At 58.2% G+C, this 17,605-nt stretch carries 18 protein-coding genes; 11 read left to right on the top strand and 7 right to left on the bottom strand.

The annotated features are described in order from the left end of the window. Nucleotide 1: 1 nt before the first annotated feature. The 4 genes from trpCF (at nt 2) to ACJ8HN_RS04730 (ending at nt 3,933) form a co-directional block, all read left to right on the top strand. Entirely contained in the window at nt 2–1,363 is a 1,362-nt protein-coding gene (gene trpCF, locus ACJ8HN_RS04745; protein ID WP_197807023.1) for a bifunctional indole-3-glycerol-phosphate synthase TrpC/phosphoribosylanthranilate isomerase TrpF, read from the top strand. Between the two features lie 41 nt (nt 1,364–1,404). Continuing rightward, a complete protein-coding gene (gene trpB, locus ACJ8HN_RS04740) occupies nt 1,405–2,595 on the top strand; it encodes a tryptophan synthase subunit beta (protein ID WP_033634762.1) in 1,191 nt (396 codons plus the stop codon). After that, complete coding sequence (gene trpA, locus ACJ8HN_RS04735; RefSeq protein ID WP_033634763.1) at nt 2,595–3,401, top strand: tryptophan synthase subunit alpha; 807 nt, start codon at nt 2,595–2,597, stop codon at nt 3,399–3,401. The genes trpB and trpA overlap by 1 nt, the downstream gene beginning before the upstream one ends. Nucleotides 3,402–3,618: 217 nt before the next feature. Next, nucleotides 3,619–3,933 carry a BON domain-containing protein gene (locus tag ACJ8HN_RS04730; protein ID WP_025303053.1) on the top strand — a complete coding sequence of 105 codons (315 nt, stop codon included), beginning with the start codon at nt 3,619–3,621 and terminating at the stop codon, nt 3,931–3,933. A gap of 44 nt (nt 3,934–3,977) precedes the next feature. Here ACJ8HN_RS04730 and ompW read toward each other — a convergent pair whose 3' ends face one another. Beyond that, nucleotides 3,978–4,610: an outer membrane protein OmpW gene (gene ompW, locus ACJ8HN_RS04725; RefSeq protein WP_004932076.1), complete on the bottom strand. Its 633-nt coding sequence runs from the start codon at nt 4,608–4,610 to the stop codon at nt 3,978–3,980. A gap of 286 nt (nt 4,611–4,896) precedes the next feature. On the opposite strand from ompW, the gene ACJ8HN_RS04720 reads away from it, so the two are divergent. Continuing rightward, nucleotides 4,897–5,337, top strand: a complete 441-nt coding sequence (locus tag ACJ8HN_RS04720; protein ID WP_033634766.1) for a YkgJ family cysteine cluster protein — start codon at nt 4,897–4,899, stop codon at nt 5,335–5,337. Between the two features lie 34 nt (nt 5,338–5,371). Next, nucleotides 5,372–6,124: a YciC family protein gene (locus tag ACJ8HN_RS04715; protein ID WP_033647584.1), complete on the top strand. Its 753-nt coding sequence runs from the start codon at nt 5,372–5,374 to the stop codon at nt 6,122–6,124. A 52-nt stretch (nt 6,125–6,176) separates the two neighbouring features. On the opposite strand, the gene ACJ8HN_RS04710 is transcribed toward ACJ8HN_RS04715, so the two are convergent. Continuing rightward, a complete protein-coding gene (locus ACJ8HN_RS04710) occupies nt 6,177–7,880 on the bottom strand; it encodes a SulP family inorganic anion transporter (protein ID WP_033634768.1) in 1,704 nt (567 codons plus the stop codon). A gap of 221 nt (nt 7,881–8,101) precedes the next feature. On the opposite strand from ACJ8HN_RS04710, the gene ACJ8HN_RS04705 reads away from it, so the two are divergent. Together ACJ8HN_RS04705 and yciA are read left to right on the top strand one after the other, a co-directional pair. Next, nucleotides 8,102–8,641: a septation protein A gene (locus ACJ8HN_RS04705; protein ID WP_004932082.1), complete on the top strand. Its 540-nt coding sequence runs from the start codon at nt 8,102–8,104 to the stop codon at nt 8,639–8,641. A 76-nt stretch (nt 8,642–8,717) separates the two neighbouring features. Then, nucleotides 8,718–9,146: an acyl-CoA thioester hydrolase YciA gene (yciA, locus tag ACJ8HN_RS04700; RefSeq protein WP_004932085.1), complete on the top strand. Its 429-nt coding sequence runs from the start codon at nt 8,718–8,720 to the stop codon at nt 9,144–9,146. A 67-nt stretch (nt 9,147–9,213) separates the two neighbouring features. Here the strand turns inward: yciA and tonB are convergent, their stop codons facing one another. Together tonB and ACJ8HN_RS04690 are read right to left on the bottom strand one after the other, a co-directional pair. Beyond that, complete coding sequence (gene tonB, locus ACJ8HN_RS04695; protein WP_016927510.1) at nt 9,214–9,957, bottom strand: TonB system transport protein TonB; 744 nt, start codon at nt 9,955–9,957, stop codon at nt 9,214–9,216. 236 nt (nt 9,958–10,193) lie between these two features. Then, on the bottom strand, nt 10,194–10,847 hold the full coding sequence (locus tag ACJ8HN_RS04690) for an epoxyqueuosine reductase QueH (RefSeq protein ID WP_033634769.1): 654 nt from the start codon (nt 10,845–10,847) through the stop codon (nt 10,194–10,196). Nucleotides 10,848–11,022: 175 nt separating this feature from the next. Between ACJ8HN_RS04690 and ACJ8HN_RS04685 the strand changes: the two genes are divergently transcribed. Together ACJ8HN_RS04685 and ACJ8HN_RS04680 are read left to right on the top strand one after the other, a co-directional pair. After that, nucleotides 11,023–11,319: a YciI family protein gene (locus tag ACJ8HN_RS04685; protein WP_033634770.1), complete on the top strand. Its 297-nt coding sequence runs from the start codon at nt 11,023–11,025 to the stop codon at nt 11,317–11,319. 171 nt (nt 11,320–11,490) lie between these two features. Further along, on the top strand, nt 11,491–12,441 hold the full coding sequence (locus tag ACJ8HN_RS04680) for an amidohydrolase family protein (RefSeq protein ID WP_033653002.1): 951 nt from the start codon (nt 11,491–11,493) through the stop codon (nt 12,439–12,441). A 212-nt stretch (nt 12,442–12,653) separates the two neighbouring features. Here ACJ8HN_RS04680 and ACJ8HN_RS04675 read toward each other — a convergent pair whose 3' ends face one another. The 3 genes from ACJ8HN_RS04675 to ACJ8HN_RS04665 all read right to left on the bottom strand — a co-directional run bounded on the left by ACJ8HN_RS04675 (nt 12,654) and on the right by ACJ8HN_RS04665 (nt 16,338). Then, entirely contained in the window at nt 12,654–14,540 is a 1,887-nt protein-coding gene (locus tag ACJ8HN_RS04675; protein ID WP_080289887.1) for a hypothetical protein, read from the bottom strand. Nucleotides 14,541–14,711: 171 nt separating this feature from the next. After that, complete coding sequence (locus ACJ8HN_RS04670; protein ID WP_039565832.1) at nt 14,712–15,713, bottom strand: LacI family DNA-binding transcriptional regulator; 1,002 nt, start codon at nt 15,711–15,713, stop codon at nt 14,712–14,714. Between the two features lie 70 nt (nt 15,714–15,783). Further along, complete coding sequence (locus ACJ8HN_RS04665) at nt 15,784–16,338, bottom strand: D-lyxose/D-mannose family sugar isomerase (RefSeq protein ID WP_126192659.1); 555 nt, start codon at nt 16,336–16,338, stop codon at nt 15,784–15,786. 228 nt (nt 16,339–16,566) lie between these two features. Here ACJ8HN_RS04665 and ACJ8HN_RS04660 point away from each other — a divergent pair, with 228 nt between their 5' ends. After that, nucleotides 16,567–17,601: an NAD(P)-dependent alcohol dehydrogenase gene (locus tag ACJ8HN_RS04660; RefSeq protein ID WP_033634775.1), complete on the top strand. Its 1,035-nt coding sequence runs from the start codon at nt 16,567–16,569 to the stop codon at nt 17,599–17,601. The last annotated feature ends 4 nt before the right edge of the window (nt 17,602–17,605 follow it).

The following is a 17,605-nucleotide window of genomic DNA, read 5'->3' as shown; positions in this document are numbered from 1 at the left end:
GATGCAGGAAACCGTGCTACACAAGATTGTCCGCGACAAAGCGCAATGGATCGCGGCGCGACAACAGCAACAGCCCCTGGCCGGCTTTCAGAACGACATCGTACCGAGCGAACGCAGCTTCTATCACGCGCTGCAGGGCACCCGTACGGCTTTCATTCTCGAATGCAAGAAGGCCTCGCCTTCCAAGGGACTGATTCGCGAGAACTTTGATCCGGTAGAGATCGCCACGGTGTATAAAGATTTCGCCTCGGCGATCTCGGTGCTGACCGACGAGAAATACTTCCAGGGCAGCTTCGATTTCCTGCCGCTGGTCAGTAAAACCGTCAGCCAGCCGGTGTTGTGCAAAGACTTTATCATCGATCCGTATCAGATTTACCTGGCGCGCTACTATCAGGCCGACGCCATCCTGCTGATGCTGTCGGTGTTGACCGACGAGCAGTATCGCCAGCTGGCGGCGGTGGCCCACAGCCTGAACATGGGCGTGCTGACCGAAGTGATCAGCGAAGAAGAGCTGCAGCGCGCGATCGCGCTGGAAGCGCGCGTGGTCGGCATCAACAACCGCGATCTGCGCGATCTGAGCATCGATCTGAACCGCACCCGTCAGCTGGCGCCGCGCGTGCCGCACGGCGTGACGGTGATCAGCGAATCGGGCATCAACAACTACGGGCAGATCCGCGAGCTGAGCCATTACGCCAACGGCTTCCTGATCGGCAGCGCGCTGATGTCGGAACCCGATCTGCTCGCCGCCGTGCGCCGCGTGATCCTGGGCGACAACAAAGTGTGCGGCCTGACCCGTCCGCAGGACGCCGCCGCCGCCTATCAGGCCGGCGCCATCTACGGCGGGCTGATTTTCGTCGGCCGCTCGCCGCGCTATGTGGACATCACCCGCGCTCGCGAAGTGATCTCCGGCGCGCCGCTGAAGTACGTCGGCGTGTTCTGCGACGCCCAGGTCGATACCGTGGCGTTGACCGTTGAGCGCCTCGGTCTGCACGCGGTGCAATTGCACGGCGCAGAAGACCAGGCCTATATCAACGCCCTGCGCGCCCGCTTGCCGGCCGATTGCCGCATCTGGAAAGCGCTGAGCGTGAAAGATCGGGTGCCGGCGCGCGATCTGCAGCATGTGGATCGCTATCTGCTCGACAACGGCGCCGGCGGCACCGGCCAACGCTTCGACTGGTCGGTGTTGCAAGGCGAAGATCTGACTAACGTGATGCTGGCGGGCGGCCTGCGCGCCGACAACTGCGTCGAGGCGGCCAAGCTCGGCTGCGCCGGGCTGGACTTCAACTCCGGCGTGGAAAGCGAACCGGGCATCAAAGATCCCGCGCGCCTGGCCTCGGTCTTCCAGACCCTGCGCGCCTACTGAATACGGCTCAACATTAATAACGGATAATAACGGGAACTCTCATGACGCTGCTTAACCCCTACTTCGGCGAATTTGGTGGCCAATACGTGCCGCAAATTCTGATGCCGGCCCTGAAACAACTGGAAGAAGCCTTTGTCAGCGCCCAGCGCGATCCGGCATTCCAGGCGGAATTTATCGATCTGCTGAAGAACTACGCGGGCCGCCCGACGGCGCTGACGCTGTGTAAAAACCTCACCGCCGGCAGCAACACCAAGCTGTACCTGAAGCGTGAAGACCTGCTGCACGGCGGCGCGCACAAGACCAACCAGGTGCTGGGCCAGGCGTTGCTGGCCAAGCGCATGGGCAAAACCGAGATCATCGCGGAAACCGGCGCCGGCCAACACGGCGTCGCGTCGGCGCTGGCCTGCGCGCTGCTCGGCCTGAAATGCCGCATCTATATGGGCGCCAAAGACGTCGAGCGCCAGTCGCCTAACGTGTTCCGCATGCGGCTGATGGGCGCGGAAGTGATCCCGGTGCACAGCGGCTCCGCCACCCTGAAAGACGCCTGCAACGAAGCGCTGCGCGACTGGTCCGGCAGCTATGAAACCGCGCACTATATGCTCGGCACCGCCGCCGGCCCGCATCCGTACCCTACCATCGTGCGTGAATTCCAGCGCATGATCGGCGAAGAAACCAAAGCGCAGGTGCTAGAGCGCGAAGGCCGCCTGCCGGATGCGGTCATCGCCTGCGTCGGCGGCGGCTCCAACGCCATCGGCATGTTCGCCGATTTTATCGATGACGCCGACGTTGGGCTGATCGGCGTGGAACCTGCCGGCCTGGGCATCGAAACCGGCCAGCACGGCGCGCCGCTGAAGCACGGCCACGTCGGCATCTACTTCGGCATGAAAGCGCCGATGATGCAGACCGCCGAAGGCCAGATTGAAGAGTCCTATTCGATTTCCGCCGGGCTGGACTTCCCGTCCGTCGGGCCGCAGCACGCCTACCTGAACAGCACCGGCCGCGCCGAATACGTGTCGATCACCGACGACGAAGCGCTGGAAGCGTTCAAGGCGCTGTCGCGCCATGAAGGCATCATCCCGGCGCTCGAATCCTCGCACGCCCTGGCGCACGCGCTGAAAATGATCCGTGAAACGCCGCAGAAAGAGCAGATCCTGGTGGTCAACCTGTCCGGCCGCGGCGACAAAGACATATTTACCGTTCACGACATTTTGAAAGCACGGGGAGAAATCTGATGGAACGTTATCAGCAACTGTTCACGCGTCTGGAAAGCAGCAAGGAAGGCGCCTTCGTCCCGTTCGTGACGCTGGGCGATCCTAATCCGGCGCTGTCGCTGCAGATTATCGACACTCTAATCGAAGCCGGCGCGGACGCGCTGGAGCTGGGCATCCCCTTCTCCGATCCGCTGGCGGATGGCCCAACCATCCAGAGCGCGACGCTGCGCGCCTTCGCCGCCGGCGTCACGCCGACCCAGTGCTTCGAGATGCTGGCGGCCATCCGCCAGAAGCACCCGACCATTCCCATCGGCCTGCTGATGTACGCCAACCTGGTGTTCCATAAAGGCATCGATGCGTTTTATCAACGCTGCGCCGAAGTGGGCGTGGACTCGGTACTGGTCGCCGACGTGCCGTTTGAAGAGTCTGCGCCGTTCCGCGCCGCCGCCGCGCGCCACGGCATCGCGCCGATCTTCATCTGCCCGCCGAACGCCGATGACGATCTGCTGCGTGAAATCGCGTCGCACGGCCGCGGCTACACCTATCTGCTGTCGCGTGCCGGCGTCACCGGCACCGAAAGCCGGGCGCAGCTGCCGTTGCATCACCTGGTGAACAAGCTGCGCGAGTACCACGCCGCGCCGCCGCTGCAGGGCTTCGGCATCTCCGAACCCGAGCAGGTGAAGGCCGCGCTGCAGGCCGGGGCCGCCGGCGCGATCTCCGGCTCGGCAATCGTCAAAATCATCGAACAGCACCATGCCAACCCGGCGGAGATGCTGACCAAGCTGGCGGCCTTCGTCAGCAATATGAAGCGCGCCACCCGGGCGTGATCCTCTTCAGCGAGCGCCCTGCCGGCGCTCGCTTTAACAGCTTGTTTCCCCTCAAAGTTTGTTCCATTTATTTACAGCAAAAATTTGAACAAACCCAGGTCTTGTCTCACAATGAACTTTGTTCGCTATGCATTTCTTCGTTTGATTTGGGGAATGCGCCCGCTGCGGCGAAAAACCGTAGCGAATTTCAACCATAACATTGCATGGAGAGTAATTTATGAAGCTTTTTAAAACCCTTTCGGCCTTGTGCATGGCAGCCGTTGTGGCGGTCGCGGTGAGCGCTTGCGCGCCGACGGCAAAATCTGAGGGAACGGGCGGTTATATCGATGACACGGTGGTCACCACCAAAGTGAAATCGGCACTGCTGGCGGATAAAAACATCAAGTCACGCGAAATCAGCGTGGAAACCTTTAAAGGGCGCGTACAGCTGAGCGGCTTCGTGACGTCCAGCGATGACGCCAACCGTGCGGTGCAGGTCACACGCGGCGTGGCCGGCGTGAAATCGGTTGAAAACGTAATGCAGATTAAATAATACCGACACAGGGAGGCGCAACGCCTCCCTGCTTGGAGCCTTCATCAGAAGCGGTACCCCGCCCCGAACATGAACACCCACGGATCCAAACGCGTGTCGAAGCTGTGGTGCCCGCCATTCGCATCGTTGAAGCGAGTTTTGGTTTCGATATTCATCCACCACACCGACATGTTCAGCATCCAGTGCTCATCCAGGTTGTAATCCAGGCCGGCCTGCGCCGCCACACCCCAGGAATCTTTCAGATCGAGATTGCTCAACCCGGCGCTTTTGCCGTAGTCGTTGAACTTCTCATCGAAGAAAGTGGTGTAGTTAACGCCGACGCCCAGGTAAGGACGCAGTTTGTCCTGCTTATCGCCGAAGTAGTATTGCGCCATCAGCGTAGGCGGCAACTGGTGAACGGTCGCCAGATCGGTGCCGCCCAGCGTCACCTTGTGGCGGAATGGCGTTGCGGCCAACAACTCAACGCCGATGTTGTCCGTCACCATATAACCGAAGGTCAGACCGAGCTGGGTGTTGTTTTTCGCATCCAGCGAACCCAACCCCAGCACGTTGTCCGAACCCGCATTTGGACGCACCGTCGCGGTGCCCGCGCGGAACAGGAAATCACCGGCCTGATGCGCACTTGCCAACATAGGCGCCATCATCGTCGCCAATACCATCAGAGTTGTCTTTTTCATTATCCATTCCATTTGTGTGGTTAATCGCTCGAGGGGGAATATACCTACTTTCGGGTATTTGTGATCCCATCGAGATCACATCTTATGTGTAAAAATTTAAAATCCTACTAAAAACAAGGTTACCTAACCGCCTAATAAATCAAGGATTGATCTGCATCAAAAAATCGATTTTGTTGCAAATCATCTACATGTTCAAATTTCAGTTGCGGAAAAAAATGCGGCTGAGGTAATTTCATCTTCCGTGTTGGTTTTGGTTGGTGCCGTGAGGAGTCGGCGGGCAATCAAGATGAGCGAAATCCTTAATCCCTGTGTCAGCTGCGGCGCATGCTGTGGCTATTTTCGAGTGTCATTCTATTGGGCCGAAGCCGAAGACGGCGGCGGCACCGTCCCTCTTTCCCTGACGGAGCCTTTGACCCCGTTCCTGCGCTGTATGCAGGGGACCAACAGCAAGTCCCCCCGCTGCAACGCGCTGGACGGCGAGATCGGCAAAGCCGTGTCCTGCTCGATCTACCTCAATCGGCCCAGCCCGTGCAGAGAGTTCGATCAGTCCGGTGAAAACGGCCTGCGCAACGAAGCCTGCGATCGCGCCCGGGAACGCTACGGCCTGCCGCCCTTGCCGGTGCCCCTGCCGCTGTCGCTGCCTGAGACGACGATCGTTGAAGAAATAGGCGTAGTGCAATTCGCGGGGTGCCACAGCGGCGTGGAACAGGGTACAATCACCCACTGATTTATCTCTGTTTTCCCGACGCCAAGGAGTCTGCATGTCTATCACGGCCAACGCTTTGTACCGTGACAGTTTTAACTTTTTACGTAACCAACTGGCCAGCATCCTGATGCTGGCTTTGTTGACGGCGTTTATCTCCGTGCTGCTGAATCAGGCCTTCAGCCCCGATGCCGAACAGTTGGCGACGCTCGCTGCCACCACCAGCGATTTCGCTTCGTCTACCGGTATGGGCATTCAGGAAGTGATCCAGCAGATGACGCCGGAACAGCAGATGGTGTTGCTGAAAGTGTCGGCGGCCGCCACCTTCTCCGCGCTGGTCGGCAACGTGCTGCTGGTCGGCGGGATGTTGACACTGATTCGTCTGGTGTCGCAAGGGCAACGCACCAGCGCCCTGCGCGCGCTCGGCGCCTCGGCGCCCGACTTGCCGCGCCTGCTGCTGCTGCTGTTTATCTGCACCCTGCTGATCCAGCTTGGCCTGACGCTGTTTGTGGTGCCGGGCGTGCTGATGGCGATCGCCTTCGCGCTGGCGCCGGTGATCGCCTCGGTCGACAAGAAAGGCGTGTTCGCTTCGCTCAAGCTGAGCAGCAAACTGGCCTTCGCCAATGCGCGCGTGATCGTGCCGGCGATGATGCTGTGGCTGGCGGCCAAACTGCTGGTGCTGTTTTTGGTGAGCCATCTGTCGGTGCTGACGCCGAACGTCGCCAGCGTGGTGTTGACCGCGTTGAGCAACCTGGTGTCTGCCCTGCTGCTGATCTACCTGTTCCGCCTGTATATGCTGCTGCGCGGCTAACGCCGGCGTCAGCGAAAATCAAGGGGCACGCTTCGGCGCGCCCCTTTTTTGTTTACCCCATCACGGCGGCTTCCGCCTGCTCCTTACTCTGAATCAGCTTCAGCGCCAGATACAGATCCGGCACCAAAATCAGCTCTTTGTCGCGCCCTAAGCGGTTGATGCGGAACCAACGCGTCAGTTCGGTGCGACGCCCCGCCAGCACCAGCCTAACGTTACGCTGTAACAGATCGCGTTTCAGTTCGTCGATGGCCGCCAACACGCTGATGTCGGCATGGGTAAAACTGGCCACCGCGTCCACCACCACCCAACGCGGCTGGAACGGCGTGCCGTCGACCAAATTGAGAATGCGGCGTTTGAAGTACGCCACGTTGAAATAGGTCAGGGGCGAATTGAAACGATACATCATGACGCCGGGCACCGCCTTCACCCCATTGTTGTTGCCCATGGAATGGATCATGCCTTCGTCGTTGACGCCCAGCAGCTGTTCCGTCGGCCGGAAGACGGTGCGCAGAAACTGCATCAATCCCAGTAACACCGCCAGCCCGATGCCGCTGATCACCCCCACCAGCAGCACGCTGAGGAAGGTAAACAGCGCCAGGCGGAACGCCTGCGCGTTGCGACGGCGCAAGATCCAGATGCCGCGGATGTCCAGCAGTGACCAGGCCGCATACATCAGCACCACCCCCAATCCCGCCACCGGAATAAACTGCAGCGGCGACATCAGGAACAGCAAGACGAAGGCGATTACCGCGGCGGCGATGATCGACACCAGCTGGCTCTTGCCGCCGTTGGCGTCATTCACCGCGGTGCGCGAGTCTGCGCCGCTGATGGCGAAACCTTGCGACAGCGCAGAGACGATATTCACCAGCCCCAGCGCGCGAAACTCGGCGTCGGCGTTCACCTCATAACCGTTTTTGGCGGCAAAGCTGCGGGCGGTGAGCATCATGCTGACAAAACTCACCACCGCCAGGTTGAGCGCCGGGATCACCATGTCGCGCAGTAAACCGGGCTGGAAATCCGGCCACTGGACGATCGGCAACACACCGCTGAAACCGCCCACCGTCACCACGCCATGCTGTTGCAGGCCGCCCGCCCAGGTCACGAACGCCGCCAGCACGATGGCGAACAGCGGTGCCGGCCAGTTAGGCCGCCATTTTTTAAATCCGAGCAGCGTCACCAGCGTCAATAACGACACCGCCATCGTCAGCCAGTCGCTGTGCAGCAGGTTGCCGGGCAGCGCGTAGATGCGCTCGATCAGCTGCGCCGGGCGCACCGTGAACCCCAACACCTTGCCGATCTGATCGACCATAATGGTGATCGCCACCCCGTTCAGCAACCCGCTGAGGATCGGCCGCGACAGCAGATCCGCCAGCGCCCCCAGCTTGAACCGGCTGGCCAGCAGGCACCAGCCGCCCATCATGGCGGTCATCATGATGGTCAGTTGCCAATGGCGCTCCATATTGCCCGCCGCCAGCGGCGTCACCACCGCGGCGATCACCGCACAGGTGGCGGCGTCGGGCCCGACGATCAGCTGGCGTGACGATCCGAACAGCGCATAGGCCACCATCGGCAAAATACAGGAATAGAGCCCCACCACCGGGCTGACCCCGGCCAGCTCGGCATAGGCGATGGCCACCGGCAAGGCGACGGCGGCGACGGAAAGGCCGGCGCGAATATCCGGCTTGAGCCAACTGCGTTGATAGCCCAATAAATGCGTCAAACCCGGCGTCAGGGCCTGGAGAGATTTCCACTGCATGCTGTTTTCCGCGGTAAATTATCTGGTTATTATGCTACTTACTATGCGGCCTGCGGCACGCGCTGGCAATGCGCCCGCGCTTTCTCGCGTAAGTTTATGCAAATTCCTGCTTTCGCGGCAGAAATCCGCCGGCCAAACACCGATAATCAGCAGCGCCCGGCGGTACACAGAGCTCGCCGAATCCGGTATAGTCGGCCGATGAACAGATGATGGATTGATTTATGAAGCAGTTTCTTGATTTCCTCCCGTTAATTGTCTTTTTCGCTTTTTACAAGCTGTACGATATTTACGTCGCTTCCGGCGCGTTGATCGTCGCTACCGCACTGGCGCTGGTGTTCACCTGGGTTAAATACCGCAAGGTCGAGAAGATGACGTTGATCACCTTCCTGATGGTGCTGGTGTTCGGCACCCTGACGCTGGTGTTCCACAACGATTTGTTCATCAAATGGAAGGTCACGGTGATTTACGCGCTGTTCGCGCTGGCGCTGCTGATCAGCCAATGGGTGCTCAAAAAACCGCTGGTTCAGCGCATGCTGGGCAAAGAGCTGACGCTGCCGGACAAAGTGTGGAGCAACCTCAACCTGGCCTGGGCGGTCTTTTTCCTGGCCTGCGGCCTGGCGAACATCTATGTCGCCTTCTGGCTGCCGCAAAGCGTCTGGGTCAATTTCAAAGTCTTTGGCCTGACGGTGCTGACGCTGGTCTTCACCCTCCTCAGCGGTATCTATATTTACCGGCACATGCCGGAAGAACAGAAAAAATAGTTACAAAATTGTTAATGCCTGCGGCGCTTGCCGCGGGCAGTATGATGTTATTCCCTCCCTTTAAAAGCAGACTGCTATGACACAACAACGACCTTTACCCAGCGGCGAGCTGGTGCTGCGCACGCTGGCGATGCCGGCCGATACCAATGCCAACGGTGATATCTTCGGCGGCTGGCTGATGTCGCAAATGGATATCGGCGGCGCCATCCAGGCAAAAGAGATCGCCGAAGGGCGCGTGGTGACCGTGCGCGTGGACGGCATGACCTTCCTGAAACCGGTGGCGGTAGGTGACGTGGTTTGCTGCTATGCGCACTGCATCCGTACCGGGCGCAGCTCGATCACCATCAATATCGAAGTGTGGGTCAAGAAAGTCTCCTCCGCCCCGATCGGCCAGCGCTACCGGGCGACCGAAGCGGTGTTCACATATGTGGCGGTCGATGCGGAAGGCAACTCGCGCGCGCTGCCTGAGGGCAAAATGAATTTCCGCGTCGGCTTCGAAGAATAAACTGACGCTACGCCGCAAATGCAAAAAGGGTCGCCGAGGCGACCCTTTCTTTTTGTGTTGACCGAACTCAGTTCAATTCAGTCGTGCCGTTCAGCTTGAAGCGGATAGTGACGGTGCGATCTTTCGCTTCTTTGGCTTCATAGCGCCACTTGCGCATCGCCTGCTTCACTTCACGCTCAAACATGTTGCGCGGCTCGGCCGACAAGATGCGCACGTTGCTCACGCGCCCGTCGCTGTCGATATCGAACTGTACCCGCACGTTGCCTTCGATCTGCAAAGCCTGGGCCCGCGGCGGATAGAGCGGATTGGCGCGGCTGATCGGCCTTGGCCCGACCTCGCGCGAGTTGCCCTGCACCGGCGCGGCAGGCGCCTGTTTCACCGGCGCTTTATCGATCGGCTTGGCCGGCGAATCGTTGTTGAACGGCGACGGCTCGCGCGGCTCGACCTTCTTCGGCTCCGGTTTGACCTGTTTTTCGACCTTCGGCTTCGGCTTAGGCTTCGGTTTCGGCTTGACCGGCTCCGGCTTCACGATCGCCTTCGGCGGCGGCTCCACGATAGGCTCCGGTTCTGGCTCCGGCTCAGGTTCGACCTGCGGCGGCTCCGGCTCGGCCGGCGCCGGCGGTGGCGGTTCGGCCATCGCGGCGGTGTTGACCATCATGACGCTGATCGGCGCGTCCTCTGGCTTCGGCAGCTCCACCACTTCTTTTACCGAAGCGTAAAGCAATCCCGCCACCAGGGCGCTGTGCAGGCCTACGGACAAGACGAAAGGCACGGATATACGGCGATTAAGGAACATCTTTTTTAGCGGCATAATGATTCTGTTTCCTCTGGTTCGCCAAGTTTAAATGCAAATAGCAATCATATTCAATAACGAAAGGCAAACTATCGCTTTAATCGTCAGTATGCGCGGCTAAAACCAGCAAACTCATAAGGATATTAACCTGGCCGTTGCTTTTTTATCGCCGGAACACCACGCTTCATTAACGTTTCGCCTGGCGTCAAAAAGTAAAAAACCCGCCGTAGCGGGTTGATTGCGGTGATTAAGCGTTATTCTTCATCGCCATAGTAAAGCACGCCCAGCTTGATCAGCGGCCGCCCTTGCGCCTTGCGGTGCAGGTTGGTGTCGCGCAGCGAATAGACGCAGCCGCAGTATTCCTGCTGATAGAAGCGTTCGCGCTTGCTGATCTCTATCATGCGCGACGAACCGCCCTTCTTGCGCCAGTTGTAATCCCAGTACACCAGGTCAGGATACTTTTCCGCCGCGCGAATGCCGCAGTCGGTGATCTGCTGCATGTTCTTCCAGCGCGAAATGCCGAGCGAGCTGGAGATGGTGTCATAACCGTGCTCATGCGCATACAGCGCCGTGCGCTCGAAACGCATGTCGAAACACATGGTGCAGCGGATACCGCGCTCCGGCTCATTCTCCATCCCCTTGGCGCGGGCGAACCAGTTGTCGGTATCGTAATCGGCATCGATGATCGGCACCCCGTGCTTTTCGGCGAAGCGGATGTTCTCTTCCTTGCGCAGCAAATACTCTTTTTGCGGATGAATATTGGGGTTATAGAAGAAAATGGCGTACTCGATCCCGGAGGCTTGGATCGCTTCCATTACCTCGCCGGAACAGGGCGCGCAGCACGAATGCAGCAGCAGTTTGCTTTTGCCCGCCGGCAAATCGAGTTTTTCCCTTACCAGTTCCGTCATGTCCTCACCTCAATGGCATATCAGTTTAAGCGCGCCGCACTATACGAATAAAAAGTAGCGGCTTCAAGGCATAAGCGCCAATCCGCCGGGAAATTCGCCCTACGCCGTTCCCCTGCCGCGCCTTTTGCGCTACCTTGGTAGCACCGTTTTATAGCCATGATTTTAAAGGTGAAACATGCTTTATCTGATCTACGCGCAAGACGTCCCCAACTCGCTGGAAAATCGTCTGGCGGTGCGTCCGGCACACCTGGCGCGCCTGCAGGCGCTGCGCGACGCCGGTCGCCTGGTGGTCGCCGGCCCTAACCCGGCCATCGACAGCAACGATCCCGGCGCCGCCGGCTTTACCGGTTCGACGGTGATCGCCGAATTCGAGTCGCTGGCGCAAGCCCAGGCCTGGGCGCAACAAGATCCCTATATCGCCGCCGGTGTCTATGCCGACGTGACGGTGAAACCGTTCAAGCAGGTGTTCTGATCTCCAGCCCCCCAATACCGGGAACGCCCGTTCGCGCGCCGTTCCCGGATCAATGCGTGCTCTCACCCTAACCCGTCGGTAGAAAAAATGCTCTCCCTTCAGGAGGCGTCGCGTCGCCCGCCTATACTCTCCTGAACCCGCGGCATCGCCGCGAAGCCGGGAGATAGACCGATGCGACTCGACGTACACGCTCACCTGTGGAGCACAGAGTATCTGGATCTTTTGCAAGCGCATGGCGTGCACGACGTCGCCGCCTATCGGCAACTGGGCGCTGGCCGCACCGAGCGCGAACTCGACGCCCGCTTCGCCCTGCTGGACAGCGCCGGCATCGACATGCAAATCCTGTCGGCGACGCCGCTGTCGCCGCATCTGGAAGACGAACAGGCGGCCGTTGATGCCGCGCGCCGGATCAATGATGAATATGCGGAACTGGTAGCGCGTTATCCCACCCGCTTTCGGGCTATCGCTTCTTTGCCGCTGCCGCATATCGACGCGGCGTTGCTCGAGCTTGAAAGGGCCTTTACCCAGCTCAATATGCTGGGCGCCTGCATCACCACCTCGGTGCTCGGGCTGTCTATTGCCAACCCGCTGTTCGAGCCGCTCTATCAGGAACTCAATCGCCGCCACAGCGTGCTGGCCATTCATCCCGCCGGCCGCGGCGCACACTCGCCGCTGATCGCCGATTACGCTTTGACCTGGTCGATTGGCGCGCCGATCGAAGATACGGTCGCCGCCATGCACTTTATTCTCCACGGCATCCCCCAACGCTTTCCGGAGATGAAAATCATTGTGCCGCACCTGGGCGGCCTGCTGCCGATGACGCTGGAGCGTCTCGACCAAACCGTCGCGTGGGAAGCGCCGCATACGCCGGAACCGCCGAGCCGCGCCGCCCTGCGCATGTGGTACGACACGGTAGGCCACGATCAGGTGCCCGCATTGCAAGCGGCGGCGGCGACCTTCGGCGCAGAGCGGCTGCTGTTCGGCACCGATTTCCCGTTCCAGCCGGGCGACCTGTTTCAAACCACGGTGGACTACATCCGCCGTGCGGGATTGCCGGAGGCAGACGTGAATGCCATTTTGGATCGCAATGCGGCGGCGGTGTTTGGGCTGAGCACGGACTGAAGAGCCGTCGTCATTCAGTAACGGGCAGGAGACTCCATTCCAGCCCCGGATTCCGGTTAGCTCAAGTGGGCTTTATGCGGCTCTTTAAAAAGTCGCGCTTCACGTAGCGCCAGCGACAGCCGCGTAAAACGCTGCGTCGTCAATGTCGCACACCCCTCTCGTAATAACGGGGTGTGCGACATGCCGTGACAGGTTAATGTTGGGAAACTGCGTCAGACCTGTCGCAGATAAACATCCGTAATGCGCAGGTCAAAGTTGCTTTTCATTTCGGTGACGTCAATAAGCAAGAAAGCGTGCGTAGCCCAGTCCGGCGCTCGCTCGAAGGCGGGAGGCTGCGTAGGATAGCCCTGCATTTGGCCTGGGATGATAACGCTCTTCAGATCAGATTCATTGCCGCTAAATTGATAGGTGTAAACGTGACCGGTTTGTTGCTTGAGAATTTGGGGTTCAACGTCCTGGTGCGGACCATATTCGCGCAGTTTCGCCCATAAGATTTTGACCTGGCAGCGTTGCCCATCACCCGCGTAAGTGTTGGCGCGAACATGGTGAATAACGCTGCCGTAACCTTTCAGGCTGAGGGTTCCCAGCACCGCCTGGAACACACCATCACCAGCGGCCGCGTTGCGCCCCAATGAAACGAAATCGGCCTGGCGAATAAGGCTAAAATTGGTGCTGTTAGCCGTACCCCACCCGTAGCGAGATTTGCGTACCGTATTAACACCTCCCGGCGGCAGAACCCAAACTTCCTCAGTCCATTTGTCGCTACCGTTGCTATACGTCGTGCCATCCAGCCAATTGTCCTCTACGGCGGTATCGGTTCGCACCTGAGTTAACAGATAAGGCCAGGCGATAGGCAATTGCGTATTACGCAAAGAGACAGAACCCGTGCCATCAATCCAACCACTGACGTTGGTGTCACCACCTTGTTGCATCTGACCGATATTGACTTTATCAAATACCACTCGCGCCAAATCACCCACATAGAATGGGTTAGAGGTTGTCGGATAGGCCGTTGGGCTACCGCCGGCTTTGAAGGTAAACAGACCGCCGATAATATTGACCTTGCAACGTTTAGCATCCGGGATGTTCAGGATGTAATTTTGTGGGCCATAGCCTTCAACGTGACAATCGCGGAAAATATGTTGCCCACCCTCGATATGCATATACTTTCCGACATGACTGGTGGAGGTTTGCGGTCCGTTTTTACCGTAAATGTAATCGAAGGAACAGTTTAAGAAATAGCTGTACCCTCCCTGTAATTTCACCCCGCAATTACTCTGAGCGAAAATGCAGCTATGGAAATTCATCTCTTCACCGGAATTGGAAGTATTGTCGGGGAAGTAATAGCAAATGTCGCAGTGATTGAAACTAAAGCCGTACATGCGCAGGAAGTAAAAATCGGTAGTACCTGTTATGCCATAGGCAAAACCTTCGATCCCGCCGCCGATAAAGGTCAGCGAATTTCGGCCATAGCTTGCCGAGAGCGAAGTAGAAAACGTCATGCCATCGACAAATGAATTGGCCCCAGGACCAATCATACGCAAATTTTTCACGCTGAGATTGCCCTGGGTATAACCGGCGTTGTTTTGCCATTGAATCGCGACTTTGCGGTCGATGCTGTTGCCTTGTGTCATGGCGCTAAAATCCAGCAAGGCGCCGGAAAAATCGTAATCAACGGTTTTCAAATCCAGCTTCAGCGTTTTCGTACATTTAAATTGTCCGCTCCCGAACTGCAGATTGCCGTTTTTCAATATACGAGAACCGCTGGAGACAGCCTGTGAACTGGCATAATCGTGAGCAGCCTGAATGGCAGTGGCATCCTCTGAAATACCGTCACCTTTCGCGCCGAACATATAAGGCGACACCGTGCCGGCCACGTCCAGAACGCGCACCCACAACCAAGCGGCGTTAGGGCGGATGAACATCCCGCCGTCATCCATCGGTGTAGATTGTGCTTTGGCGACGAAGATACCGCCGCCGATGGGCTGACGATTGCTGACATTCCAATCGCCGTAGTATGCGGTCACGGTGATCAATTCGCCGACCGCGCCAGGAAGAGTGTTTCGCAACGTAGCGATATCAGGGCAGGTATTCATCATATTATCCTCATGTAATTACTGTATTTATATACAGCCATGTGACTCTATAAGCGAATGAACCGTGCATCAATAGCGGGGATGTTGTTCTATTACCCACCGAACATACCGGTCAATTGGATATAACGCTTCCTTTCGCTCCCGTTATCCCCATACAAAGGCAGAGAAAGGCCGCTACGCGATGAGTTTTCCCCGCACCACCACCTTGCCCGGTTTGATATCGGGGTCGGCAATGCGCCGGATCGCCAGATTCAACGCTTGCCAGGCGATCTCTTGCAAATCATGCGACACGCAGGGGAAATGAAAACCGTAGATCTCAGCATGTGAAACCTCATCGATGCTGAACAGCGACACGTCCTGCATCAACGGCAGCCGGTGTTCAATGCAGGCCTTGATAATGCCCAGGGAGATCTGGTTATTGCAGCCGACGAAAAAGTCCGGTGCGCGGTTATTGGCCAACCAACGGCTCGTCTCTTGCCAGGCGACATCCATAAAGAAATCGGCATACAGCACTTCAAGCGACGCCACCTTGCCTTGTAATGCCGCTTGCAAGCCAGTGACCCTGTCACGCGCCACGTTGGAGTTTTCCGGCCCGGAGACCACCACCACCCGCTGCGCCTTCTGTTCCAGCAGCCAGCGCCCCGCCTGGAGGCCGCAGTCCAGGTTATCGATATACACCCCGCTGCAGTGGCGATTGTCCAGCTCCCGGTCGATCAGCACCACCGGAATATTCAAGGTTTCCAACCGTTTTAGGTAGGAAGGCTGGTACAGATGATCGTTGGAAATGACCGAGAGAATGATCGCATCGACGTTGTAGCCAATCAGTTTGTCGATGATTCTGTCTTCGCTTTCCTGAGACTCATAGGAGTCGAACACCAGGGTGTCGTATCCCATTTTTTGCGCTTCAAGCGTCATCAGCCGCGTCAGGCCGCCAAAGAACGGGTTGGCCATATCAGGGTTGACGATACCGATGGTTCTGCTGCTTTTCGCCCGCAGGTTGCGCGCCGCGGCATTGACCACATAGCCGAGCTCGGCAGCGGTCTCCCGAATGCGGCGCAGCGTTTCCGGATGAACTTTGTCCGGCTGTGAAAATGCCCGCGACGCGGTGATTTTACTGACGTTTGCCTGTGCGGCCACGCTAGCCAGCGTCGCTTTCCGTCCTCGACCCACTGCCAAATGCAGCTCCTTAGCTTTGAGTATCATTTTGTACCATTAACAACATCATGACAGAACTTTCATCGTGGCGCTAATGGTTTACGCCCGCCAGGCGGTTAATCCGGGGATCGGTAAAGATATCCAGCTCGTCACGGCTCTCGGAAGAGAACTCAGACACCACCGCCCCCCGCTTTCCAGCCTGAAACCAGTGCCGGGTATTGGGCGCGATGGTGTATTGCTCGCCCGGCCGCAAGAGGATATAGCGATTGCAGGTATACCAAGGCTCCGCGCCCTCTGGCACCCGGCATACCGGTTCACCGCCGGCGTCATTAAGCGTCAGGTTTTCATCATCGACAAACAGAAACACCTCGCCCCAACGGCAGCGAAACGTCTCTTGCTTGCCCAGCGTGCCGGCGAAAGGAGGATGCAAATGTTCCGGGCAAGTCTGCTCTGGAAACAGCACCAACTCTTTCGCACAATAGCGAGGCGAGTTGACATAGGTCAGCAGTTGCAGCCCTGACACGGGATAGTCGGCCAGGCCAAATGTCGCAATTTCAATATGTTGCTGTTCTTCTTCAGTCAGAATAATGTCCGCCTTGCGCAAATATTCCAGCGTAGCGGCTATGGCGGTTTGTCGTTTGTTCATCATTTCCCCTGCAAAGTAACGGTATCGATATCAGCACGCTGATATTAAAACCGTCATTGCATCGCCGATTTTGTGATCGCTATCCCCATATTGAATAACAACCCACCAGCAAAATTAACTCTCGTCGAGTAATTCCAACATCGATCACAGTTTACCCCCTCGCTTTGGCCCAATATCGCCGCATTGAAATGATACCGTTACCATAAAAATGATTCACCAGGAGGCAATATGAAAGCATTAGTGTTGGCCAAAGCGGGGGAAATCGCTATCGAGGACGTCCAGCTTGCCGAAACGCTGGGCCCCGATGATGTGCAGATAAAAATTCATTCCGTGGGCATCTGCGGCAGTGATGTGCACTATTACCAACATGGCCGCATTGGCCCGTTCGTGGTTAACGCCCCGATGGTGCTCGGCCATGAAGCCTCCGGCGTGGTGCTCGCGACAGGTAAAAACGTCACTCACCTCAGCATCGGCGATCGCGTTTGCATGGAGCCCGGCATTCCCGATCTCAACTCGGCGCAGACGCGCGCCGGTATTTACAACCTTGACCCGGCCGTTCGCTTCTGGGCGACGCCGCCGGTACACGGTTGCCTGCGCGAAACCGTCATCCACCCTGCCGCCTTCACGTTCAAATTGCCGGACAACGTCAGTTTCGCTGAAGGCGCCATGGTGGAACCCTTAGCCATCGGCATGCAAGCGGCCACCAAAGCCGGGATCAAACCCGGCGATATCGCGCTGGTGATCGGCGCCGGGCCGATCGGCGTGGTCACCGCCCTCGCGGCGCTGGCGGGCGGCTGCTCGGACGTCATTATTTGCGATCTGTTCGACGAAAAACTCGCCGTTGCGGCCAGTTACGAGGGACTGCACGCCGTCAATATCAAAACCGGCGACCTGGCGGGGAAAGTGGCCGCCCTCACCAGCGGCAATGGCGCCGATGTCGTGTTTGAATGCAGCGGCGCAAAACCGGCTATCGCAACGCTGGCCGAACATGCGGCGCCCGGGGCGACCGCCGTGCTGGTCGGCATGCCGATCGATGCCGCGCCGCTGGATATCGTCGCCGCGCAAGCCAAGGAAATTACCTTCAAGACCATTTTCCGCTACGCCAACATGTACCCGCGCACGCTGCGCCTGTTGAGCAGCGGCAAGCTGCGCGTCCAGCCGTTGATAAGCCAAACCTACAAGTTCTCCGACAGCGTGGCGGCCTTCGAGCGCGCGGCGGCGGGACATGCCTCAGACATCAAAATCATGCTGGAGATGGAGTGATCCT

Origin of the sequence: Serratia sp. CY29653, assembly GCF_052169255.1 — a bacterium.
Lineage (GTDB): Bacteria > Pseudomonadota > Gammaproteobacteria > Enterobacterales > Enterobacteriaceae > Serratia > Serratia sarumanii.
This window is presented reverse-complemented; position numbering and strand designations above follow the sequence as displayed.